General features: G+C 50.0%; 31 protein-coding genes. 7 read left to right on the top strand and 24 right to left on the bottom strand.

The features are described 5' to 3' along the window. Nucleotides 1-6: 6 nt before the first annotated feature. Nucleotides 7-390: a hypothetical protein gene (locus C814_RS18855; RefSeq protein ID WP_016317027.1), complete on the bottom strand. Its 384-nt coding sequence runs from the start codon at nucleotides 388-390 to the stop codon at nucleotides 7-9. Between the two features lie 323 nt (nucleotides 391-713). On the opposite strand from C814_RS18855, the gene C814_RS18850 reads away from it, so the two are divergent. After that, nucleotides 714-2,018 carry a DUF6076 domain-containing protein gene (locus tag C814_RS18850; RefSeq protein WP_016317026.1) on the top strand — a complete coding sequence of 435 codons (1,305 nt, stop codon included), beginning with the start codon at nucleotides 714-716 and terminating at the stop codon, nucleotides 2,016-2,018. 221 nt (nucleotides 2,019-2,239) lie between these two features. After that, nucleotides 2,240-2,434, top strand: a complete 195-nt coding sequence (locus C814_RS0105475; protein WP_016317025.1) for a type IIL restriction-modification enzyme MmeI — start codon at nucleotides 2,240-2,242, stop codon at nucleotides 2,432-2,434. 41 nt (nucleotides 2,435-2,475) lie between these two features. On the opposite strand, the gene C814_RS18845 is transcribed toward C814_RS0105475, so the two are convergent. Together C814_RS18845 and C814_RS18840 are read right to left on the bottom strand one after the other, a co-directional pair. Continuing rightward, nucleotides 2,476-3,450 carry a hypothetical protein gene (locus C814_RS18845; RefSeq protein ID WP_016317024.1) on the bottom strand — a complete coding sequence of 325 codons (975 nt, stop codon included), beginning with the start codon at nucleotides 3,448-3,450 and terminating at the stop codon, nucleotides 2,476-2,478. Between the two features lie 180 nt (nucleotides 3,451-3,630). Further along, a complete protein-coding gene (locus tag C814_RS18840) occupies nucleotides 3,631-4,569 on the bottom strand; it encodes a ParB/RepB/Spo0J family partition protein (protein WP_016317023.1) in 939 nt (312 codons plus the stop codon). Nucleotides 4,570-5,329: 760 nt separating this feature from the next. On the opposite strand from C814_RS18840, the gene C814_RS18835 reads away from it, so the two are divergent. Then, nucleotides 5,330-6,541 (top strand): hypothetical protein, encoded by a 1,212-nt coding sequence (locus tag C814_RS18835; RefSeq protein ID WP_016317022.1) that lies wholly within the window; start codon nucleotides 5,330-5,332, stop codon nucleotides 6,539-6,541. On the opposite strand, the gene C814_RS18830 is transcribed toward C814_RS18835, so the two are convergent. From C814_RS18830 to C814_RS18760, 20 genes are all read right to left on the bottom strand, one after another. Continuing rightward, nucleotides 6,533-7,117, bottom strand: a complete 585-nt coding sequence (locus C814_RS18830; RefSeq protein ID WP_016317021.1) for a recombinase family protein — start codon at nucleotides 7,115-7,117, stop codon at nucleotides 6,533-6,535. The genes C814_RS18835 and C814_RS18830 overlap by 9 nt on opposite strands. A 148-nt stretch (nucleotides 7,118-7,265) precedes the next feature. Further along, nucleotides 7,266-7,448, bottom strand: coding sequence for a DpnD/PcfM family protein (locus tag C814_RS18825; RefSeq protein ID WP_016317020.1), 183 nt, complete (start codon nucleotides 7,446-7,448; stop codon nucleotides 7,266-7,268). Then, entirely contained in the window at nucleotides 7,441-7,650 is a 210-nt protein-coding gene (locus C814_RS18820) for a hypothetical protein (RefSeq protein WP_016317019.1), read from the bottom strand. The genes C814_RS18825 and C814_RS18820 overlap by 8 nt, the downstream gene beginning before the upstream one ends. A 61-nt stretch (nucleotides 7,651-7,711) precedes the next feature. Then, on the bottom strand, nucleotides 7,712-8,200 hold the full coding sequence (locus C814_RS22535) for a sigma-70 RNA polymerase sigma factor region 4 domain-containing protein (protein WP_051142481.1): 489 nt from the start codon (nucleotides 8,198-8,200) through the stop codon (nucleotides 7,712-7,714). Nucleotides 8,201-8,266: 66 nt separating this feature from the next. Then, the gene (locus C814_RS18815; RefSeq protein WP_016317017.1) at nucleotides 8,267-8,644 is read right to left on the bottom strand and encodes a hypothetical protein; all 378 of its coding nucleotides are present in this window, start codon (nucleotides 8,642-8,644) and stop codon (nucleotides 8,267-8,269) included. A gap of 53 nt (nucleotides 8,645-8,697) precedes the next feature. Continuing rightward, the gene (locus tag C814_RS18810) at nucleotides 8,698-8,937 is read right to left on the bottom strand and encodes a BRCT domain-containing protein (protein WP_016317016.1); all 240 of its coding nucleotides are present in this window, start codon (nucleotides 8,935-8,937) and stop codon (nucleotides 8,698-8,700) included. An 11-nt stretch (nucleotides 8,938-8,948) separates the two neighbouring features. After that, on the bottom strand, nucleotides 8,949-9,323 hold the full coding sequence (locus tag C814_RS18805) for a DUF3846 domain-containing protein (RefSeq protein ID WP_016317015.1): 375 nt from the start codon (nucleotides 9,321-9,323) through the stop codon (nucleotides 8,949-8,951). A 15-nt stretch (nucleotides 9,324-9,338) separates the two neighbouring features. Beyond that, nucleotides 9,339-9,542 (bottom strand): hypothetical protein, encoded by a 204-nt coding sequence (locus tag C814_RS18800; RefSeq protein ID WP_016317014.1) that lies wholly within the window; start codon nucleotides 9,540-9,542, stop codon nucleotides 9,339-9,341. Then, on the bottom strand, nucleotides 9,526-9,744 hold the full coding sequence (locus C814_RS0105465; RefSeq protein ID WP_022788546.1) for a hypothetical protein: 219 nt from the start codon (nucleotides 9,742-9,744) through the stop codon (nucleotides 9,526-9,528). Before C814_RS0105465 ends, C814_RS18800 begins: the two co-directional genes overlap by 17 nt. Further along, nucleotides 9,737-9,937 carry a hypothetical protein gene (locus tag C814_RS18795; protein ID WP_016317013.1) on the bottom strand — a complete coding sequence of 67 codons (201 nt, stop codon included), beginning with the start codon at nucleotides 9,935-9,937 and terminating at the stop codon, nucleotides 9,737-9,739. The genes C814_RS0105465 and C814_RS18795 overlap by 8 nt, the downstream gene beginning before the upstream one ends. Nucleotides 9,938-9,939: 2 nt before the next feature. Then, entirely contained in the window at nucleotides 9,940-10,482 is a 543-nt protein-coding gene (locus tag C814_RS22530; RefSeq protein WP_016317012.1) for a hypothetical protein, read from the bottom strand. A 78-nt stretch (nucleotides 10,483-10,560) separates the two neighbouring features. Further along, nucleotides 10,561-11,349, bottom strand: coding sequence for a hypothetical protein (locus C814_RS18790; RefSeq protein WP_016317011.1), 789 nt, complete (start codon nucleotides 11,347-11,349; stop codon nucleotides 10,561-10,563). 16 nt (nucleotides 11,350-11,365) lie between these two features. After that, the gene (locus tag C814_RS18785) at nucleotides 11,366-12,310 is read right to left on the bottom strand and encodes a YqaJ viral recombinase family nuclease (RefSeq protein WP_016317010.1); all 945 of its coding nucleotides are present in this window, start codon (nucleotides 12,308-12,310) and stop codon (nucleotides 11,366-11,368) included. A 78-nt stretch (nucleotides 12,311-12,388) separates the two neighbouring features. Beyond that, complete coding sequence (locus tag C814_RS18780) at nucleotides 12,389-13,324, bottom strand: DUF932 domain-containing protein (protein WP_016317009.1); 936 nt, start codon at nucleotides 13,322-13,324, stop codon at nucleotides 12,389-12,391. 76 nt (nucleotides 13,325-13,400) lie between these two features. Then, nucleotides 13,401-13,529 (bottom strand): hypothetical protein, encoded by a 129-nt coding sequence (locus C814_RS24810; RefSeq protein ID WP_016317008.1) that lies wholly within the window; start codon nucleotides 13,527-13,529, stop codon nucleotides 13,401-13,403. A 125-nt stretch (nucleotides 13,530-13,654) separates the two neighbouring features. Then, nucleotides 13,655-13,840: a hypothetical protein gene (locus C814_RS0105455; protein WP_016317007.1), complete on the bottom strand. Its 186-nt coding sequence runs from the start codon at nucleotides 13,838-13,840 to the stop codon at nucleotides 13,655-13,657. Nucleotides 13,841-13,920: 80 nt separating this feature from the next. Beyond that, on the bottom strand, nucleotides 13,921-15,690 hold the full coding sequence (locus C814_RS18775; RefSeq protein WP_016317006.1) for a PsbP-related protein: 1,770 nt from the start codon (nucleotides 15,688-15,690) through the stop codon (nucleotides 13,921-13,923). Continuing rightward, nucleotides 15,677-16,477, bottom strand: a complete 801-nt coding sequence (locus C814_RS18770; protein ID WP_016317005.1) for a zinc-ribbon domain-containing protein — start codon at nucleotides 16,475-16,477, stop codon at nucleotides 15,677-15,679. The genes C814_RS18775 and C814_RS18770 overlap by 14 nt, the downstream gene beginning before the upstream one ends. A gap of 34 nt (nucleotides 16,478-16,511) precedes the next feature. Further along, nucleotides 16,512-16,880 carry a hypothetical protein gene (locus tag C814_RS18765; RefSeq protein WP_242829026.1) on the bottom strand — a complete coding sequence of 123 codons (369 nt, stop codon included), beginning with the start codon at nucleotides 16,878-16,880 and terminating at the stop codon, nucleotides 16,512-16,514. Between the two features lie 187 nt (nucleotides 16,881-17,067). Next, on the bottom strand, nucleotides 17,068-17,589 hold the full coding sequence (locus tag C814_RS18760) for an SLOG family protein (RefSeq protein ID WP_016317003.1): 522 nt from the start codon (nucleotides 17,587-17,589) through the stop codon (nucleotides 17,068-17,070). A 130-nt stretch (nucleotides 17,590-17,719) separates the two neighbouring features. Here C814_RS18760 and C814_RS18755 point away from each other — a divergent pair, with 130 nt between their 5' ends. Next, complete coding sequence (locus C814_RS18755; protein WP_016317002.1) at nucleotides 17,720-18,040, top strand: helix-turn-helix domain-containing protein; 321 nt, start codon at nucleotides 17,720-17,722, stop codon at nucleotides 18,038-18,040. A gap of 85 nt (nucleotides 18,041-18,125) precedes the next feature. Here C814_RS18755 and C814_RS0105450 read toward each other — a convergent pair whose 3' ends face one another. After that, the gene (locus C814_RS0105450) at nucleotides 18,126-18,290 is read right to left on the bottom strand and encodes a sporulation transcriptional regulator SpoIIID (RefSeq protein WP_369750569.1); all 165 of its coding nucleotides are present in this window, start codon (nucleotides 18,288-18,290) and stop codon (nucleotides 18,126-18,128) included. 166 nt (nucleotides 18,291-18,456) lie between these two features. Here C814_RS0105450 and C814_RS18750 point away from each other — a divergent pair, with 166 nt between their 5' ends. From C814_RS18750 to C814_RS18740, 3 genes are all read left to right on the top strand, one after another. Continuing rightward, a complete protein-coding gene (locus C814_RS18750; protein ID WP_016317001.1) occupies nucleotides 18,457-19,302 on the top strand; it encodes a tyrosine-type recombinase/integrase in 846 nt (281 codons plus the stop codon). Nucleotides 19,303-19,675: 373 nt separating this feature from the next. Further along, complete coding sequence (locus C814_RS18745; protein WP_155846428.1) at nucleotides 19,676-20,476, top strand: tyrosine-type recombinase/integrase; 801 nt, start codon at nucleotides 19,676-19,678, stop codon at nucleotides 20,474-20,476. Between the two features lie 328 nt (nucleotides 20,477-20,804). Beyond that, a complete protein-coding gene (locus tag C814_RS18740; protein WP_016316999.1) occupies nucleotides 20,805-21,572 on the top strand; it encodes an ABC transporter permease in 768 nt (255 codons plus the stop codon).

Raw genomic sequence — 21,572 nt, 5'->3', positions numbered from 1 at the left:
TCTGGTTCATAAAGCAGCTCGCAGGGCTCTCTTGGAAGGTTTGCGATGGAAGAAGAAGCCCAACACTGCCGTGACAGTGGCAGTCACGATCTGCGGGAGAACCTTGCAGATCACCTTCGTAAACCCGCCTAAGAAGCCCCCAGCGCCGTTCTTGCGCTTGGCGGCCTTCTCGGCAGCAGCCTTTGCGGCGGCCTCTTCCTCCGCTCTCCGCCTCTCGGCCTCCTGCTTCATCAACTTGTTGTGCTTACGCAAAGCCTTTGCCAGAGCTTTGAAAATCTTCCGCTCCTTCCGGCTAAGGGCGCACCGCTGTTCAGCTTTGCCAGCGGACTCACCGACAGGCACAGCTATCTCATTCGTATTGTTTTCGTACTTATCCAGTATAGTTGCCATGACAATTCCCTCCTTTTTGAAATATCGAGATCATCTACAACCAATTCAGAATTGCTCCGTCACCTCCACTTCGTAACCCAGGCGTGATGTAGTTCTGAGCCGCAGACATGCTATATCTGCTAGACAAAACCCGCAGGCTTGGTTGTTGCCGGAGTAGTGCCTCAATTCGTATTGGGTTGAAGAATGTGCCATTGACAATCATTCAACTTTCTATTACAATAATATCACAGTCGTAAGCGGCTGTCAAGTGGAACTTTGAATGACGCTCTATTTAGCTTTCTACCAGCCGGTGGCGTTACCTATATATTTTTAGGAGGGATACTGTGGCCTACGTTGGATTTGATGATTGCGGGTATGGTTATTTTGATGAGGGGCACTATCTTCTATTTTCTGAGGACAACTCTCACGAACTCCTATTCCATTACGTTGTCCAGGACTTATCATGCCTGCCCGACCTGTTTGACCAATACATTTCTCAGCAGATGGATATTGCAACTTTCAAGCTGCATGATCGCCCAGGCGGTGATGTCGCTGTTGACCAGATGAAGAGAGTTTTAATAGATGCTCACCCGTATTACAGGCATGAAGTCCGGGAGGTTTTCATTAGAGCAATCGGCGACTACTTTAATGATCTCCTGCTCTATTCCTGCTACCGCCAAGATGGGACTATCCCCGACTTCTCCGAAGCATGGTATGTGGAAAGAATAACGGCACTGCTGGCCCCCTTGCTGAAATTAGGGGATACTTACCCAAGCGACTTTTATAATGAATACCTTGAACGGACTGGTGGGAACGCCTACACCGCCGAGCAACCCGATGATGAGATAGAGACGGCTATCTACGGTGTACCGAGAGAGATGCCTGCGGGGTTTAGCCGTGAGATCAGGACGCAGCGTGAGATCTATAATATGCTCTACTTCCTTTTGGACATAGCGGCACCGGGGTTAGAGACGTTGACAACACCCCAGCGCATATGGCTCTACGGCAACATTGTGGCAAGTAGCGGGTCTGAAATGACTGTGCCCAAGCGTCTTTCTCTTAAACATCCAACCTTATATCAAAGCGGACATGATTACAGCCGAGCGGTGGAACATAGCCGTGAGCTGGATGATAAGTTTTACCCGCTCTATGCTCTTGGTAAATTGAATGTGGGGCGTGATGGTATCCCCGCTGACATGGAAGAAACCTTTTGCTCGGCTATTGAACACGCAAGGGAAATTACAGTGAACAAACCCTATGAGGAATACAGGATTAACAACCTGCGCCAGCTATTGTACCTGGAACTATGGTCGATGCTCCAGGATAAGGTGATGGTTCGGAAGTGTAGGCATTGCGGTAAATACTTCGTTGCCGCCAATCGAAGAATTGCCTATTGTGATCGAGTCGATGGCTCTGGGATGCGCTGTTCCGCTATCGGTTCCCAGCAGTCTTTTCAGAAAAAGATGGCGTCTGATGAAGCCCTCTTGATTTACAATCGGGCTTACAAGACGCATCACGCCCGTGTAAGGAAAGGGACAATGAGCAAGGAGGACTTTGTACGCTGGTACAGCGAGGCAAAGCTGAGGTTGGACAAAGCCAGAGCTGGCGAATTAGACGTTGCCCAGTTCCAGGAGTGGTTAAAAAAATAAGATGATGAGGGACGCTGCGCTGGTGGCAGCGTCCCTTATAAGTTTCCAGGTTAAGCATACGTATGTGGGTGGTATGGTGGTATCGTACCACCCATACCACCGTGTTTTTATAACAATCTTATTCCAGTTACCGGTTGCTAGTCCCCGCTTCAAACTGGTTGCTTGTTCCTGCCAGGTGTGGTATACTGATTCCAAGAAAATTCCATCGGAGGTACAGCACGATGACGGATGTAGAGAGACGCACCGCCGCCGCCCGGTTTGCGGCGGACTGGAAGGGCCGGGGCGACGAGAGGCAGGAGACGCAAGCCTTCTGGCTGGCCTTGCTGCAAAAGGTCTACGGCGTGGACGAGCCTGAGAAGTATGTTTCTTTCGAGCTGCCTGTGAAGCTGTACCAAGCACTGACTGAGAAACAATAAAACATACGAGGGGCTACTCATGGTGCAGCCCCTCATGATACCTATAAAAAATAGGAGTAGAGGTTGTTGAGGTGCTTGACCTCGTGCCGCTTGCTAATGGTCACGGGAGATAAGTTGATCTTTGTAAAGGCTATCATGACCTTCTCCACATCCCGACAATTTAGTGCTTTCTGAGCCAGGTACAGAGATTTCTTGTCGGGTATCAAGGCTAGGAGCCGTAGCATCTTCCTTCGCATGATATTGTCTGTAACCTCACTATGGACGATCTCAACGGCGGCATCCTTCTTATAAAAGCCCCCAAAGGGAACCACCCGTGCAAAGGTGTCCATGAATGCGTCCGTGCTGGCTTTTATTAACTCCGAAACCTGACCGGAGGTATCGGCTACATCCGTGTATTCTCGAATAGCCTTGGGCTTGGTGAGCTTCACCTCTGCCCGTAGGATACCCTTGGTCTGCATACTTGCTGACTGTAGCTGCTTCCGACCTGCGTCTGCGTTCCGAAGCTGGCCCACGGTAACAGCTTCCAGATTATATAAAAGAAAGTCGATGTCGTTGCTATTTCCATATAGGCAGAAGCTGGCCTTCTCGTCAAAACAATCGTAGTTGACAGGAGAGAAGCCTTTTACCTTGCCGATCCGTTGCAAGACCTTCAAGTAATCCGAAACTTTCTCACGGCTACCAATGGCAATGTCAAGAGTAAGGGTCACACCGGACAGTGTGAAGTCATCCAGCTTGTAATTGTGATCGAAGTATTCAGAGATGCGCTTGCCCAGTTTGTGGAGTAGTTTGTCGGTGTCGGAAGGGTCATCCACGACCATGCCAGCGTTGACAAGAACTCGGACTTTCTTTTTGTATTTGCTGGCCCGGTAGATAATTGTGATGCCCTTTTCAGCCAAGGATGGATCGAGATATTCATCGCCAAGCTCCTTCAGGTAGCTAGTCTTGGCATTGAAAAGCCTCCGAAAGTGGTCTGTGTCAAGTATCATGGATAGTTCAAAAGCTTGATTTAGGATCATGATGGTCCGCCTCCTTTGCAAATTTTTTTACAGGAAGGTTGTGAACCGATGTGTTTCATACACAGAGACAGACCGTGGGCTGACAATCAACAGGAGTTCTCAGTAATCCTCAGTGGGATATTTTAACTTGATAGAAGCAATGAAGCCCCTTTGTCGTATAGCAAAAAGGCTTCATCTATTTTAGGATGTGGACTGCGACCGAAGCAGCTCTAAGGCTCTTGCAATGGTATTCTCGATTTCTTCTGGCGTCTCGCCCTCAGTGAAGTACCTCGTGAAGAGTTCTTCTCTCAGTTTAATTGCCCTCCTTTTGGGAACAGTGGCCTTGGGGCTAATGATCTCATTGATTTCATCCTCGCTAAGCTCATGGTCGGACGATTGCCTTTTCAGTTCCCGGGCTTGCTGTAAGTCTATTTTAGTATCACCTTCAACCAGACTTTGTACGATAGCTTGCTCGTCTGGCCGTAGATAAGATAACTGCTCTGCGACACCCAGCCCTATCATTTTGCTGTCCAAGCACTCCAGTAATCCCTCGGACAACTGAGCTATACGGATGTACCGAGCGATGGTCGCTTGTGACAGATCGTGTTTCTTGCCAATGACGTGCATTGTCCGCAACCTGTTATCAGATTGAGAACCATCCTCCGGCTCCTGTAAGTCCGAACGATACCCAGGTTTTTTCTTCATGGCCTCGTTCAGCATATGAAGCGAGTTAGCAAGCTCGCTGGGCTTCATTTCCTTTACAGACCGCTGGTTGAAGTTACTCTCGACAACAAGTATCTTGGCATCTTCATCACTTAGATCATCACGGATAATAGCAGGAACAGTATCCAACCCTGCTTCTCTTGCTGCATGAACTCTGTTATGCCCTGCAAGTATCTCGTACTTCTTATCACCGATTGAACGAACGATAATAGGCTGTTCAACTCCATTGTCTCTGATACTACAAACCAGATCTGCCAACTGCTGCCCTTCGTATAGTTTGAAGGGATGATCGGCAAAGGGTACTAGGGTGTCCAGCTTGATATTTGTTATTTTTAAGGAAGGACAGTTCTTATCTGAGCTGGCATTGCTGTTTCTCCTGATTGGCTCAATGATACCGTTATTAGGATTATCTGCCATGGTAAATCCTCCTCTCGTTGTTCTTCTATTATATATGATTCCTGTCGGAAAGTCCAGAGTCTTTGAAAGAATCTGTCAAGAATCTCTTGTTATCAAATTGAGAACAGGTCGTGAGAGGGGAAATGCAGGGCATGACTACTCAACTTAATTGAGAACGAACAACACGGGGCAGGGCGTGATGGCCCTGCCCCGCTGCTTGTCTTGTTGCATGATCGTCTCTAGTATCAGTATTACTATCTATAAAGTTTTTATATACATACAAGTTGATAATCAGGTCTCATGATAGGACTCATTACGATACACACACCTACCTTCTAGTACAATCATGATGATGCAGAAACTGCGAATCAACAACCTCACAATATGAAGGACAAGAGTTACGAGATGTTCTTGTTATGCAGTGAAGCTCAGCCACACCACCTTAGCGATGATGCTCATGATGCCATGAGATGAGAGTACCGTTGCTATTAGTGATGAGGTTCCAGGAGCACACACCGAAGGTGCAGGAAGTATAGAGCCATGATTGAGATCACACATCCAAACAGGTACCACGAAGGAATGGATGACAAGACCTCCAAGCTGTTGATGTAGAGCGAGCGTTCTTTCTCTTGTTCCTCATCCAGCACTTACGGCAAATACCGGCACGCTAGAGGGATGGTAAACTCCATTTATTATATCCGAGTCCCTTCTGCGAGTAGTCCTTCATAGTAGCCCGTTACACGATTTGATTATAGATTACCTACCCGAAAGGAGACGCACGATGCGAAGATCATCATTAGGATTCCACACCGTGGACATGGTCTTACGATTGACCCACGATGAAACAGAGCGGCTAATCAAGCACTTCTATAGACACTCCAAGCAACCAGGTACTATCAGGATGCTTATGCTAACTACCTTACCAGGAGGAGAAAAAGAATGGCGTGAGTATAGTCCCATACATATGGGAACAAGACTTGTTCTTCCGCTAAATCTTAAAATCAGTTATCCAGATAAAGATCATGGTGTTAAATGGATGATCCGATCTGATATGCAAAGCAATGCTTACAAGGAGTATACCATTGAGGCCACAATCAACCCGAAAATCCTTGGCGGCAATCATGATTACGTCAACGCCGCAACTGAAGACGATATGGAAGTCGCTATAATCAACTTCAATCGTATAGCGCGGAGTATATCTCCTGTATTAAGAACCTTTGACTATTACCGAATCAAACGGATCGACTACTGCATTAACTTCTCTTTGAATGAGCTTGCCCCTGAGTGTAGCTCCGAGCAAGTCATGAAGCTGATCCGGCGAGGAGATGTACCACCACATTTCGGGGAATGGACTGAGTTCGACAGCACGGCCCACCGAATGAAGAGCAAACCAGATAGCTTCTATCTGATATGCAAGTCTGCGAACATCAACTGCTATGGGAAGCAAGTGGAGTTACGGGAGAGAAATCAAAAGAATCCAGGTTCTATCTCGCAGGCTATGTTAAAAGAAGCACAGGACATTATTCGATTCGAGGTTCAATGCAAGTATCCCAAGGTGTATGCTCTCTCACGAAGAGCAGAGAAAGATGGCAACGACAGTATCAACAAGTACCATGACCTACTTAAATACCAAGCCTGCCTGAAAGTGGTCAACTATCATTACAAAATGGCGGTTGGCAAAGGCGACTGGTTTACACTGTCCAAGGCTGAGAAGATTATCCTGCGACAGGACTTCAATAAGCAAAAAAGAAATCGTCTGCTTGGTGCTTTGCAGGAGGTGAGCCAACGCCGGAGTCTGGCCAGAGCAAAGGCGTTGCACCAAGGGGAAGACTTGGTAGCCTTCAAACGCACCCTGAAAGACTTATCCGACATTGGCATCAACCCTGTAACCATTCCCAGAGATTGGGGTATTACGCGTATCCCCAATCTCATGCACGCATATAATGATGTTTCTCTCGCTAGAGTAGCTTTCCCCGAAATGCAGTTAGTCTAGTTTATTACCATTCAGTCCGCTCTGAGTTGGTAGGTTCCGGTACAAGGTAGACTTCTTAACTCCGGTAAGTTCCTCGATTTCCCTGATGGAATACTGCCGGGTATTGTAGAGCTTGATGGCCTTCCTGACGGCATCGGCATCTGTCCTGGGTCTGCCACCTGTCCTTCCTCTGGCCCTAGCTGACTTCAATCCTTCACGGGTACGGTCAGCAATCACATCACGTTCAAACTGAGCGATGGCCGACATGAGAGTGAACAGCAATTTGCCCGTGGATGTACTGGTATCAATGGATTCTTTCAAGCTGACCAGGTGAACACCCTTGGATTGAAACAACTCTGTCAGCTCGATCAAGTCCTTGGTACTGCGCCCCAGCCTCGACAGGGATTCGATCACCACGGTATCACCCTCGGTCATCCGGTCGAGTATCTTCGCCAGCTCAGGACGGTCACGCTTGGTTCCCGTCATCTTTTCATTGTAGATCGTATCGCACCCGTATTTCCTGAGAGCATCCAGTTGGCGGTCAAGGTTCTGCTGCTCGGTGCTGACACGGGCGTATCCGAATGTGTAGTTCTTCATCCTCCACTTCCTTCCCATTAACGTATAAGAATAGGGATATAGATATTGGAACGAGTTCTGGGATGAAATACCCCTTAATACCACCTGATTTCAAAGGGGTATTCCAGCCCCACTAGGCCCGTCCCACTAACGACCGTATTTGAGACGCCTACTTCAACACAGGTGCGGCCTCAAACTCCACATCTGCGAAGTCGTCCGCACTCAGGATGTACTTGCTGCCATGCCAACCATCGGATACCATCTGTTCGGCCTCCCACTGATCGTTGGCCTCTACCTCAACTGTCCGCTTCAATGTCTCGGTGATAGTCACCTTGAATCTCGGTCTACCCATTGACAGCCTCCTTCTGGATGCCGTACACGTCATCGACATAGTAGGCCCCGGTGAAAAAGTTGAAGATGGCCGTACACCGAACGCCGTTGACCTCGGCCAGATAACGGTTGTCGCCGATGCACTCAATGATCTCCGCCTCGCCCAACACATGGCGGTCGTGCTCATGATCTTTCAGACTGTGGATATAAGCCTTGACTTTCATGCTCCACCTCCATAAAATAGTAATTGGCTGGAACCGATAACCACCGGCCCCAGCCTTGATTTCAGCCAATGGCAACTCTGGCCCGGCAGCAGAAGTCCTCCATGCAGTTTACAGCAGCACCCTTTGGTATCTTCAGGAGCCGTGCCACTTCATGGAGAGTAAAGCCATCAATCAGAAGGTTGATGATCCTGGCCTCTCTCGGAGTAGCCACGTTCACCACCTGTTCCAGAAGGGCCTTGCCCTCAACCCGCCGCTCGGTATCCTGCCTGGGGTCTGTAAGTTCAACATCATCCAGCCCTACGGTGACGCCGCAACGCTTGGCACGGGAATGATATTCACCTTCCCGGAGAACGGCGTCCTTCATGGCCCGGAACGCCATAGCTTTGAAGTTCACCCCCATTGGGGGGTTACGGATGTACTGCTGCACAGCGGAGAGATAGCCGAAGATCACGACATCATAGAACTCGTCCATCGGGAGACGCCTGTAACGGAGAAAGTCGATCACCAGGTTGTGGTGCTGCTCCGCAAAGTCCCGTTCTTCCTGTGTCATAGGCCGCAAAGCCCTCATTCTTCTCAACTCCTTCATGATGGTTTTTATTGATACATGGGATAATTCTCAGCAGGGGATGTCTGCCACCCCGACCAGCCATAAACTGTCCGCAGTAATCAAATGGTGTTCCCAGGTGAGATGCAGGTGTCGGGCGATCAATTTCTCAGCCAGCACGATTCCAATGCCGCCGACATCTGTGCCACCCTCATCAGGCAGAGCATCTTCCCAGTCCTCCGGTGCGGCCTGTGTAGCCTGCAAGAGCTGGCAGAGCTTCGGAAGGGGGAGACGGCAGTTTATAAATGTCACATCCCAAAATGAGCCGTCTACCACATTGGCCCTGCACTGGACTTGAAGCCCTAGGACTTCCTTGATTTCTTTTGCTACAATGCCGCTGACCTCGGGCCACCTCAGCTCGACAGCACGTTTCGCAGATATGTCCCTCATATCTGGATGACCTCCTATAAAGAAGCAGCGGGGCAATCCACCCCGCCGCTCCGCTAACTGTTCATACGCTCAAATTCCTGCTCAGACAGGACGGTGATTTCCAGGGCCAGAGCCTTGACCAGCTTATTGCCGGGCCTCGTTCCCAGGATCAGGTAATCCGTTCTCCCACTCACCTTGGATACGGGCTTGGCTCCCAGTTCCAGCAACCGAGCTTTGATACCATCACGGGTGTAGTTGTCCAGCTTACCCGTGACCGCTATGGACTTCCCGATGAAAGGGTTATCAGGATTCATGTTCCCACCTCTCAATCAACTTCCAGCGGCAGGCAAACGATACGGCCATCCATACCCCAAAACATTTCCGGAGTGCAGAACCGTTCCTGATACTGCTCGATCTGCTCGGGGGTCAAACTGGTGAAGTGGTCACTGTCAGCGGGAGCACCGCACAGGAAGAAGGTCCCGGACACAATGTCGTAGAACTGTCCATCCTTATCCCGCAACCCCCGATTCGCCGGTAGGTTCATCAGCTTACCCTCATCATTGCAAACCAGCGCAACGGGATCATCGAAAGGATAGATAGGCTGAATCAAGCCCCCTACGATCTCCTGCATGACTTTCAGGGAATCATCAATTTCCCGCACTTCCGGTCTGCGCTCCGGTTCAACTACTAAGACACGCATAGTAACACCTTCCTTCTATATCTCAAATTTCCCCCGCAGCCAGCGGATGGCCTGACGCTTCCGGGGAAATTCCTCTGTCCATGCGTCCCCGGTGGTGTTGTCCACCGCCACCCATTTACGGCCTTCTTTCGTCAGAAAGAGGCCCGACGGAGTACGGAAGTCTATGACCAGGCCAAGGAACTTTGAATTGACACGCCAGATTTTAAGTTTCTTTTCCATCTGCACCACCTCCAGCAGCTTTGTCCTGGTTCTGGCACATCAGGTAGGATTCAGTTGGCTCCCAGTCAGAGACTACGAGTTCCATGTGCTTATCACACAGGAAATCACCCTCGCCGATGTACTGGCAGCAGTCGCAAACGCCAGGATCACAGAACCTCTTGAGCGTGGGCCTGCCGTGTACCTTTTTATGTTTTCTACTCATGGCTCGCTCCCTTGGGGACAGCGGCGAACTCCATGTGGTACATATCCAGGGATTTCCCAAGGATAATGTGATCGCCCTTGTAGTAGGTCGGTTCGCAGTACCCGGCAGCACGGGCCTCCGCCTCTGTAGTAAAGACAGCGGTAATCCGAACTGTGCAGAACCGGGGCGTATAAACAGAATCGCCAATCTTCATGTTCAACGCCCTTCCTTTCTATTCAGATGCCGTTCCAGCAGGGTACAGTAGCCGTATACCCGGTCAACAGACAGCTCTACCCACTCACCGCAAGCGGTCTGATCCCCTCGCACAGGCTCCAGGTGAACCTTTCCACCCTCGTAGGATTCATGGACCCGGATACAGGTGTCACCGAAGAAGTAGCAGACAGTCCCGTCACCCTGCTCTGTGCTGGTCAGGTTGGGAATAGCTGCCACATCCCGCATCTGCTCTAGGATGTAGCAGTCCTCTACCTTCCAGCCGCCAGGATTCCCTTCCTCAGCCATGTACCAGTCCAGCCGGACACCCTGATCGGAGGTCTTATCCAGGCAGTAGGCAAAGATAGAGTTGCTGAACATACGAGGACGGAACCCTTTGTTGTCGCTGTTGAAACGATAGGTACGGCTCAACAACGGATACTGTGTGGCAAAGCTGTCCTCCGTGAAGATGATGTGCGCCGTCAGATCATCCCTGGGAGAGGTAGCTTTCAGCTCCCGGAAGACCCGTTTCAGTTCGCTATAGTTCATAGTGATTCCTCCAAAAGTAAATAGCCCGGCATCCCTGCCGCAAGGCAGGGACACCGGGCCATCGTAGCGCATCTTATCTTAGCTGGCCTGCGCCAGCTCCGGCACCATCTGGGCAGCGTTCACGATCTCCATGAACTGCTGCCCGAACGCCTTTGCCTGGGCCGCTTCCTCTGGGCTGAGAGTGCTGACCGTCTGGAAGTTGAACAGGGCGTAGGGCTTACCCTGCTTGCTGGTGGCCTTCTCCAAAGTGATCTTCGTGACCACACTGGAGATCGGCGTCAGGGTACTCAGCAGCCGGGTGGAGTATTTCAAGAACCTGGGCTTGCTGGTCACGGGAACCCGAACCAGCAGGGGAATGATGCTGTTGGGCCGCAGGAGGAACAGAAGCACCGATTCCTTACACGCCTTGGCGTTGCTGTCGCCATCCTTGGAGCCGAAGTCGTTGTAAGGGCAGTGCGCACAGGCTTTCCCATCGTGGGAGATGATGCTGTTCTGGCTCATGCAGACAGGCGGCGTACCCTCCACCGGATCAGGGGTATCCCAATAGGCCCTGGGAGTAGTGTAGTCCAGCACAATGCCCGTCAGCTCCATGGCGGCCTCGTTCCCCGCCAACCCCGGAACCTCAAACACGGTGGAACCGCCGGAGGGCGACTTCACGATGTCGAAGAGATCCAGCGTCAACGGCTGGCTCTTCAAGTTGGCCCGGATGATGTCAAGGGCGTTGTTGGTCAGGGCCAGATAGGTGGAATCCACCTGGGCCAGAGAGGTTTCCGGCGCAGAGGTAACGGTGATGGTCTGATTTCCGGCAGGCTGCTGCAACTCCTGCACCTTGCCGCTCATGCGGCCTTTCAGTTTCGTATTATCCATAATGAACCTCCCAAATTTAACTCGCCGCCTTGATCGTAAAGCGGCGGTAGGATGACTTATTGGCGTACTTCTTATAGAGAGCGGGATGCTCGGCCTTCAAGGTCTTGCTGTCAAGCCGCTCCTGGGACACGCTCTTCCAGGTGACAATCCGATCACCAGTAGTCCCAACCTCATTCTCGCCCATCATCTCCTTCAGAAGATTCTCGGCCTTCTGCTTCCGCTCGGTGACGATCTCCAACTGCTCACAGGCTTCATCATACTGGGCCAGCAGATCAGCGGCAGTGTCGGGCAAAGTGATGTGGGACTTGGGAATGCTGTCATGGAAGCGGTCAGCAAGGAACTTGGCAGAGGCATCGGAGCCATCCAGCGGCGGGGGCGTACAGTCCTGGACATGGTTCCAGAAGGCCGCTTCCAGCTCAATGAGCATAGAAATCAATTCCTCGTCACGCTCCACAAACCGCCATTTGAACGTGTTGCCGCCGATCAGCACCGCAATGTAGGTTCCGGCATAACCAGTGACGGCCATGTAGTGCTGTACCTGAAGCATGTACTCGTCCGGGATGGTATCTTCCCACTCCCCAGCCTTGTAAGCGGAGGCAGTCTTGGCCTCGAAGATACAAGTGCCAACATCCGGGACTTCACAGATGCCATCCAGGTTCGCCAGCATGAAGGGATGCTCCTCGCTCTGGAGCAGTTCACTCTTATAGCTGACCTCAATTCCGGTGCGCTTGGTGAACTCGGCCCGGACGAACGGCTCCAACTGCGTCCCCCAGTAGGCAGCTTCTCCGGCTTCCTGGGGCGGGAGCTGGCCCGTCTTATCCAGCCACAGCTCCACAGGGGACTTATAGCGGTTGATACCGCAGACTACAGAAGCGTCCGAACCTCCGATGCCCTGCTTGCGGTACTCCAACCAGTCAGCATAGGGCATATTCTCGGTAGATACCAATACTTTTGCAGGCATATGATAACCTCACTTTCATTGAAATAGAATAAGGAGCGCACAGCCTGTAGCCATGCGCTCCCTATTTGCCATAGAACATCACGCCGCCGCCAGTGCCATCTTGTACGCCTTGTCGATCATGGGATTGCCCTCGACAGTGCGGAGGAACAGGTTCTCGTTGTAGTTCCTGGTCTTGCGGATGGGATCGGCATGGGTGGCAAAGTCGCTGATGGCATTGACGAAGCGGTAGCCGTTCTTTCCTACGTTGGAGAGATCGGGAGCCTCCCAGTACCGCCGCTTCATGTCCTCCAACAGACGAAGATTGTTCTTGCGCTGCACATCGGGCATATCCAGGGTGACGGGGAAGAACTCATTCATGAAGTCCATGACCGTCTTATCGGTCAGCCTGATCCTGGACAGGGTATCAATGCCACGGCCCAGCTCACCCATGTATTTCTCAGCCAGTCCCAGGGTTTCCTCGGCCTCGTGGACACGGAGCATGACGTTCTCGGTGTGCTTGGTGGTCCAGATGCGCTTGGCACTGTCCAAAGCCAGGTTAAGGGTATTCTGGCAGACAACACGGATGGGGGTCATGGCAACCTTGATACCGCTGCTACCATCGTGGGAGTTCATCACCACCAGATAGGGGGCGATCTCGTCCCCGGCGATGATGTAGCGGTGAGGCATACGGGCCAGCATCCAGACCTTGCGGCCACCCTGCAACGCTCCCGCCGTCTCGTAGGTCACACCAGCCCCCAGCAGATCATCGGTGAACTGGAAAGCGTCCTCGTTCTGCACCACCTTGTAGCGGTCACTGACGATACCCAGGGCGGCGCTGTCGGTGCTGCGGGTGTTCACTTTGTACCCTGCGATCAAGGAGCCATCCTCGGAGTAGACGTTCTTCTGAATGACCTCCCAATCCAGGCCAGCGTAGATCAGAGCGTCAGCGGAGGTAGGGGCCTCCTGCACCTCAGTACCCAGGCCGTGCCAGGGCTTTTCACGGACGTAGAACATAGTTTCAACATTAGCGGGCATAACAGTTACCTCCTATTTTGTTTTGATTTTGTTGATTTGGGCAGAGAAATAGAGGGCCTCCCACACGGGAAGCCCTCTATTCCGAGTATGTGTCAGGGTCATCGTTGAACTTCGCAGGTTCCTCCTTTCCATCTGTGCTCTGTGCCGCCGTCAGCAGGACAGAGAGGGCGAGCAGGATTGCTTTGAGAATCTTTTTCTTGGACAATGCAGATCACTCCATTTCCTATTGATGTCATTGATAGAATATGTCGTTGAGGGCGAACACCATACGATGAAAACAAGGACACCCAACACAGGCGTCCTTGTGACCATGTATCCAATTCTACAGCTTTACCTTTTCCCATGCTCAGAGGTCGAGCTATCTCCCAACGCTTGCTTCTGGAATCTCTCGAACGTCTGATAGCCGCTCTCCTTGCACTGAGGACAAGGATTGACTACCGTATGTACCAAGCCCAGCTTGTACGGACACTTGGCGCATGGCGGGTTCACATAATGGGTTAGATTCTTCGTATTCATTGGCTATATCTCCTCACTACAAGCTGCGTGCAGGGAAAAGGGGCGACCACATCCCCCCTTTTATTTGTGAATGTGAATTGTCAGCTTCCAACTCTGGTAAAGATCATACTGCCATTAGAGAAAAACAATTCAAGCATATCGCCAGCCACATAGTAATCGCATCCAGTTTGAAGACTTATGCAAATTTCAAGGTTTGTATCGGTGGCATTCCAATAATAAGCATCGTGTCCATACCAATATCCGGTTCCATCTTCATAAAGCCCAAGGCTAGTGCGGTCCGAATTGACAGACTCAATCGCCCAAGATCCAACAATGCTGTCACCCTCAGTCCCTTTTACACGGTAGAATTTCCCCCAAATTGGAAGGGCTATATAATCATGAGGATTTTTCTCCGACTTTGGCATATATTCGTAGTTCATTTGATATGAGAAATGAGGTTCCAATGTTAGATGTCCATTATTGGCCTGCCACAAAATGTAATCACATTTCCCTAATTGATCTTGGCTCCACAGGCAAAAGCTCATGCTGCCAGAACCCCCTTCGGAGAGTTCAATAGAATTCCCTTCGCTGGATCTCCATCTGCCATATAACTCAGAGTCTGAGTTGGTGTAGTATTCATTTTGTTCCAGAAGCGCATCGTTATCAACCGGGACATCTGTATCAAACTTGGAAATCACGAGGCTATAAGCAATATAGTCCTCTGGAGGAATATAGAAAATATAAGAGAGATTTCCAATAATCCACTCGTATCCCGATCCCCCAAGGCTATTATAATCATTACCAAGCAGGCTTACGAGATCGTCAAAATACAAATTAAGACCTTGCCCATTCAACGTAAATTCCTCTGAATTAGCACTGAAACTAAACACTGTGTTTCCACTAGAAATGTCAAAATACATCCATTCTGGAGCATCAGCACCGTATTCAATACTTTCATTTTCGATATATATTTCAGGTTCGCCAAAAGTAGCAATAACCTCATCTGCGGTCATTTGCATAATTGCATCAACTGATATATTTTTGCAGAGCAGTTTGCCGGAGGTATCAGTTACAGTGGCAGTTTCGGGGGAAGTAATCTTATAGCTGTCTATGATTGCATCAAAAAACCTTTGATTGTTTCCAGATGTTTCTCCCCTCCAACTGAAATCAATCCGATAGATTGCAGTTCCAATCGCATAGAAGTAGCTCTGATAACCAATCCCGTCCGAAGTTAGATAAGTAATTTCTCTCGCCGCAACGCCATCTATCTCAGCAGTTAATGTGTTTTTAATAGTAACATCATTGTCAAATGTAGCCGCAAACTGCTCGTCATCTATAAAGAGATGATTTATGGCATCCTGCGTTGCAGGGATTTTTGATACCATGATGTAGGTATTTGCCTCTGGAAGATCGTCAGTTTCGTTTGCAAGCAGAACCAGGGGATATTCTTCACCTTCGATGCTGCCGAAGCGACTTGAATATTCCTCCTCGCTAACAGGAACCCATGCACTTGGGTAGTTGAAAGAAAACCCCTCTTCTTCGTTTATGTAAATTTCCGAAAGATTTACACTTGCGGAATCCTGTTGCTGAGATTTTATATGTTCTTCGTCTTTTTGATCTTGCGCGCCTCTCTCTGCTAAATTATCAGCATTTGCTACAATTAGTATCACAATGAAAGCAAGGACTACACCAAGGATAATAAACAGCTTTTTAGATTTCTTCCTCTTTGGATCAGCCACCGTAGTCTTATTTTTTGGATGTGGTGAATCTGTCAGGTTAGACGTGGATGTATTTGCAGCCAATTTAGTACCGCATTTCTGGCAAAACTCTGCGCCATCAAGAACTTTAGCACCACATTTAGGACAAAACATGATTAGTACCCTCCCTGTATTGTTTCAAATAGTATTCCATAGCCGCTTGCAAGATTGGAACCGTCTTAAACAGACAGGTGTGCTTTGGGCTGTAAATTTGGATAACTGAGAAAATAGTAATTCCTATGATGCGTGAAAGCACAGTTGGATCGTTTTCTGCATCAAATACATATTTCCAGCTATCGGCACCGGCGCTTTCTTTATCAGGTATCACATGAATAATTGCTGTACTCTTCTGCTTTATGCCAAATGGAATCCTCAAAACACCTGCATTGAGCTTTCCTTCATGGAAATATGGATACAGATAGTTCAAATACTCATTTAGAAACCGGAGCAGATCGTTGATGTCAATCTTCCCATTCAATCTCCCCACAGTTTCTGCGATGTACTTATTACGAATGATTCCACCAGCTATCCACCTAGCTGTGTGTCCAAATACAAGGCCAAATAGCAAGGAACCTACCGGACCGCCTGCTACAAGACCTATGACCGCAGGGATACCAAAGCAAAGCCACAGGAACATCTGTGGTTTACTATTTTTCAGAAGATCCTCTGCCGACCGAAACTTAGTGGTTGCTTGAATGTGGTTGTCCACAAACTCCTTGAAGTTATCCTGATTGGTCATTGTGTTGGTAGAGCGCATTGGAGCAGCCGCTACCGGTGCTACGCTGACAACAGCTTGCTCGGCGGGTTGGGCAGCATCCTCCTCATAGACCGCCTTCGTACCGCATTTATGGCAGAAGACAGCTCCCTCGGCTATCTGCGCTCCGCACTTGTGACAGAACATTTCTATTTTCCTCCTACTCTTTGTTGTGTGTACTTCATTCGGGTTCCTCTTCATCCCGACGCTTCCGCAGCATACCTTCTATGAACTTCACCGTGTACCCGGCAGCTCTCGCAATCTTGGCACGTTCCCGTCGGTCTGTGGTCTGCTTGGCTAAGTCAGCGATAAACTCTGGACGGTACAGCCGCATGGGACAGTCGATCTTGTCACCACGGAAATACTTGAACAGCTTGAGCATACCATCGCGACCGATCAGCTCATAGAGTTCCAGGTATATGTCGTTCAGAGCCTCGCCCTCATTGCCGTCAACACCAAAGGCGTTATAGACATCTTCTTCATTGAGGTTATCCAGATCAATGTCAATCAAAGTCCCATCCTCCTTTCCCGGCAAGAGTATACTGTTCATAGTTTATCATCGTCCGACGCCTAAAATCCAGTCGTCAAAAGGTGCTTTTGAAGGGTCGTTAAAAGGTTCCTGCTATGTTTTCGAAATCGAATATCCGCTCTTCGCGCAAGCTGATTCCACTGAGCTGCGAGATCATCTTCCTGCCACCGAGATAAGAATATATAGTTGCGGCTACCGCTCATCCGACTTAATCCTCGGCGACTTCAAGCGTGACCGGATCGAGAATGATGATTCCTCTACCTAGCTTCCGAGCGTATCGGACAGTAGCCGCAGTACCACCACGTCGCTCCCCATTATAGACCGCCAGCAGTACCCCAGTGGCTTCTACCAGCCGATGGTTCCGGTCAAGCATACAGCCATCGTAATACTCACGGCTCACATACTCTACGGAGTCAGCCTTCTTCAAGATTGAATGATACCTCTCCTGTGCTGAATCACTCCACTTGTCCGCCTGTCCTTCGTGGGGCAGGAGCATGTGGAGCCTCAGCGCAGGGTTCTTTTTCCTCAGCTCCAGGACGATCAATGCCGCCCAGCAGTCTACCCCATCAGCTCCACCACTGTAGAAGTCTGTCACCCCAGCATCGACTAGCTGCGTAATCTGCCCTGCTAACGCCGCTTTCAGGGCCAAGCAGCGGCTATCAGCTTCATTGTACCGCCATGGGAGCTTGTGTGGCCGATGACCTGTGAAAGCACAGCAGCTATCCAGCATAGGGGAACACCTCCACAAAGAACTGCTCCTAATTATACTCTATACGTCGAGTTTTGTCCATAGCGTTCTGGAATTAACACGTCTAGTTCGCTCATAATATGGGTGAAATATCGACGCAGGAGGGATAGCGGTGGACTTCAAGCAGGGAGGACAAGCGATACAGCGCATACGCAAGGAGAGAGGCATGACCCAGGAGCAGCTTGCGGAGATAACGGATGTGGCCTCTAACTCGATCTCACGGATTGAACGTGGGTTACTGATGCCAGCCCTGCCTACCTTGATTGACATCTGCAACGCCCTTGGAACCGGAGCTGATGCCATCCTGTCAGCCTATGTTACGGTGGATACTCCCATTCGATGGACACCTCTGGCGGAGAAGCTGGGAGGGCTGGACTTGGAGAAGCAGCATAAGATTGAGGCTATACTTGATTGCTTGATCGAGACGATTTAGAATGATAGGAAATAGCATAACAAGGCCAGCACCCACAATCAGGTGCTGGCCTTACTGCTCTACTTGACGATCCATATTAACCGTTCTATTTTACCCCATCCATATGTACAGTAGACTTGCTTATGTGAAATTCCTTTGCAGTAGCACGGACCGTAGTATTGTGATCAATGATGTAGTGGGCGAACGTGATAGCACGTTCCTCCGGCAGTCCTTTCAAGTACGCTCCCTCCCCATGGTGGTGATAGTCCATTTATATGCGGGAGACAGAGGTAATCATGTCATTTTCCGTTGAATAGATAAACCTGTTTGGCAGAAAAAACAGATTCCTATTTTGGCTATAAGCGAAACGAAAGATTGCTCAGAACGATAAAGATGATATGATAGAACCATTAAAACTCAAATTGGAGGTTTGGAGGATGGAATATCGTACATCGACAGTGGAGCAAATCAGGGAGTTTTCGAGATATTTACGGGAAGAGGAGCGGGAAACGGCGACCATTGACAAATATTCACGGGATGTAAAGGATTTCTTCATATGGCTGAAAGACCGGGAAATAAGCAGGGAACGTATGGGGGAATGGAGGGGATATCTCCTGCAAGCAGGCCGTAAACCGGTGACCATCAATGGGAAACTCTCCGCACTTAACAAATTCCTCTCGTTTTTGGGACGGAACGATTGCCGGACCAAGTATCTTAAGATCCAGCGAAGATTGTTTCGCAGCACCGAGAAACAGTTGAGCAAACAGGAGTATATCCGGCTGATGGAGACTGCCCATAGCTTGGGGCGGGAACGTCTGGCACTGCTTATGGAAACGATTTGTGCGACAGGGATCCGGGTGAGCGAGGTAAAATATATCACAGCGGAAGCAATCCGGGCAGGACGTACAGAAATTGCTCTAAAAGGAAAGATTCGCACGATTCTGCTCCCAGGGAAGCTCTGCCGGAAGCTGAAAAAATACGCTGGAAAAAGAAAAATCGTCTCCGGAGAGGTATTCCTCACCAGAAACGGAAAAGGGATGAGCCGCCGCCAGATATGGGCGGAGATGAAGTCGCTCTGCGAAAAGGCGGGGGTTGCACCTTCCAAGGTCTTTCCGCACAACCTGCGGCACCTGTTTGCCCAAACCTTCTATCGGGTTTGCCGGGATGTGGCAAAGCTGGCGGATGTGTTGGGCCATTCCAGCATTGAAACAACCCGGCTCTATCTCATCTCCACCGAAGCGGAGCATGTCCGACAGATGGAACGGATGGGTTTGATCTGTTAAGAAAGATGCAACAGAATTAATAGATTGAGATTCACTGCATGAAGGGGCGCTGTCTTTCAGCGCTCCAAAACAGAAAAAAGCCGCACCCAAAGGTGCGGCCTGAAGAAGGAAGGCAAACAAATATATGCCGGAGAAAGAACGCTTTGTCCGGCGTTATCTGTCGCGCAGAAAAACAGCTTTTCCACTTGTCATATCAAGGTTTTTATGCTATGATAACCATGATCTTCGATCATTTATCGTGGGAGTCGCTTTTTTTCGCCCCTGTTTTGAAACAGGTTATTAATTTTGTGATGAATGTTTGGAAGGAGGAAGCAGCGTGCCCCAGACGAGGCAGCATATACAGGGAGAGCGTCCGACGCATCAGCATAGAAGGATGGAAACAGGAGTTCTATTGACGCAAGAAAGCATAGAGCAGTTCTTGGATGCCTGCCAAAGCAGGGGCCGTGTGGAAGGGACGCTGCAATGGTACCGGAGGGGGCTGAACCGTCTCTATCAGGCGCTGCCGGAGGATAAGTTTATCCGTCAGGGTGCGCTGGAACGGTGGCGGGAAGAGTTGGTGGAAATGGAGTACACGCCAGGTACTGTCAATATGTTCCTGTCGATTGCGAACTCCTATCTGGACTTTGTAGGGCATCGGGAGTGTCAGCTGGCAAGCCAGCTGAAGCCGAAAAGCAGTCTCCAGCCAGAGCTGACCCGCGAAGAATATGTTCAGCTGCTGCGCACCGCGAAAGCTTTGGATAAAGAGCGGCTGTACCTGCTGGTCAAACTGTTTGCTTCCACAGGATTATCTGTGCAGGAACTCCCCAATGTCACAGTGGAAGCGGTCCAGAAGGGGGAGATTGTCCATTTCCCCCATAAGGTAGAGCAACGTGTACGAATTCCAGAATGCTTGCGGAAGGAATTATCGGGATATATCCGGCGGAATGGCTACACATCCGGGCCGATTTTTCAGAATAAGGACGGAGGCCCTCTCAACAGGACCTATGTGTCAATAGCGATCCGGCGGCTTTGTGTGGAAGCCCGGATTCCGGAGGAGAAAGGAAATCCTAGGTGCCTGAAGAGGCTGTACCAGAACACCCGGTCCGACATAGAAAATAATGTCGCACTGCTGGTGGAGCAGGCGCTGGATCGGGTGCTGGAGCAGGAGCAGAGCGCGATCGGGTGGGAAGCGTGATGCACTGCTTTTGAAAGTCCAATCATAAAAGTTTTAGTCGATTTTTTTCACTGCCGCCGCAGCGGCGTACATAGGCCAACCGACGCGAAGCGTCGGCTCTTAGGCCGGAGTAAAAAATCGCGGTTTCCAAAGGCAGAGCCTTTGGCTGCTTGCCGCAGCAAGCGGAACACCTTCCTGGGCGCTGGGCGCCCGCCTGAGAAGCGCATTTAGGGGGTGAATTGGCGCCGACTTTTGGTCAGAGCCAAGAGGGGGCTTTTTGTAAGAGAAAAAGCCCCCTGCCAGAGATGCGAAACAGGTCCAATAGAAATCCAGAAAGGAAACGACAAGCATGCTGCAAAGATTAAAGCAACACCAGTTTTTATTTGGAGAGCTGGTGAAGCGGGACTTCGCGAAAAAATACAAGAGGACGATCCTGGGGATGGCATGGAGTATCCTGTCCCCGCTGATGAACCTGCTGATTATGTGGCTGGTATTCAGCAATCTGTTTGGAAATAACGTCAACCATTATGCGATCTATCTGTTCGCCGGACAGCTGGTGTTTTCGTATTTCACGGATGCCACCAATCTGGGGATGACCTCGCTGGTGGGGAATGCAGGAATCTTTACCAAGGTAAATGTGCCGAAGTATCTATTTCTGTTTTCCCAGAATGTGTCGTCGCTCATCAACTTCGGGCTGACCCTGTTGATCTTCTTTGCGTTTACGGCCTTTGATGGGATTCCGTTCACATGGAAATTTTTCTTGCTGGTCTATCCGGTGGTCTGCATGATCGTGTTCAATCTGGGGGTGGGCCTGATCCTGTCGGCACTGTTCGTGTTCTTCCGGGACATGCAGTATTTGTGGGGCATCTTGACCCAGCTGTTAATGTGGTTATCTGCCATCTTCTATACGATCGATGTCTACAGCGAAACGGCCCAGCTCCTGTTTCTGGCGAACCCGATCTATCTGTATATCCGCTATTTCCGGAAGATCGTGATTGATGGGGCGATCCCTTCGCTGGGATTCCATCTGCTGGCGGCGGCGTATGCGCTGGGAGCCTTTGCGGTGGGGGCTTACATGTACAAAAAGTACAACCATGAGTTCCTGTATTATGTTTGA

It is taken from the genome of Anaerotruncus sp. G3(2012) (genome assembly GCF_000403395.2).
Taxonomy (GTDB): domain Bacteria; phylum Bacillota; class Clostridia; order Oscillospirales; family Ruminococcaceae; genus Anaerotruncus.
This window is presented reverse-complemented; position numbering and strand designations above follow the sequence as displayed.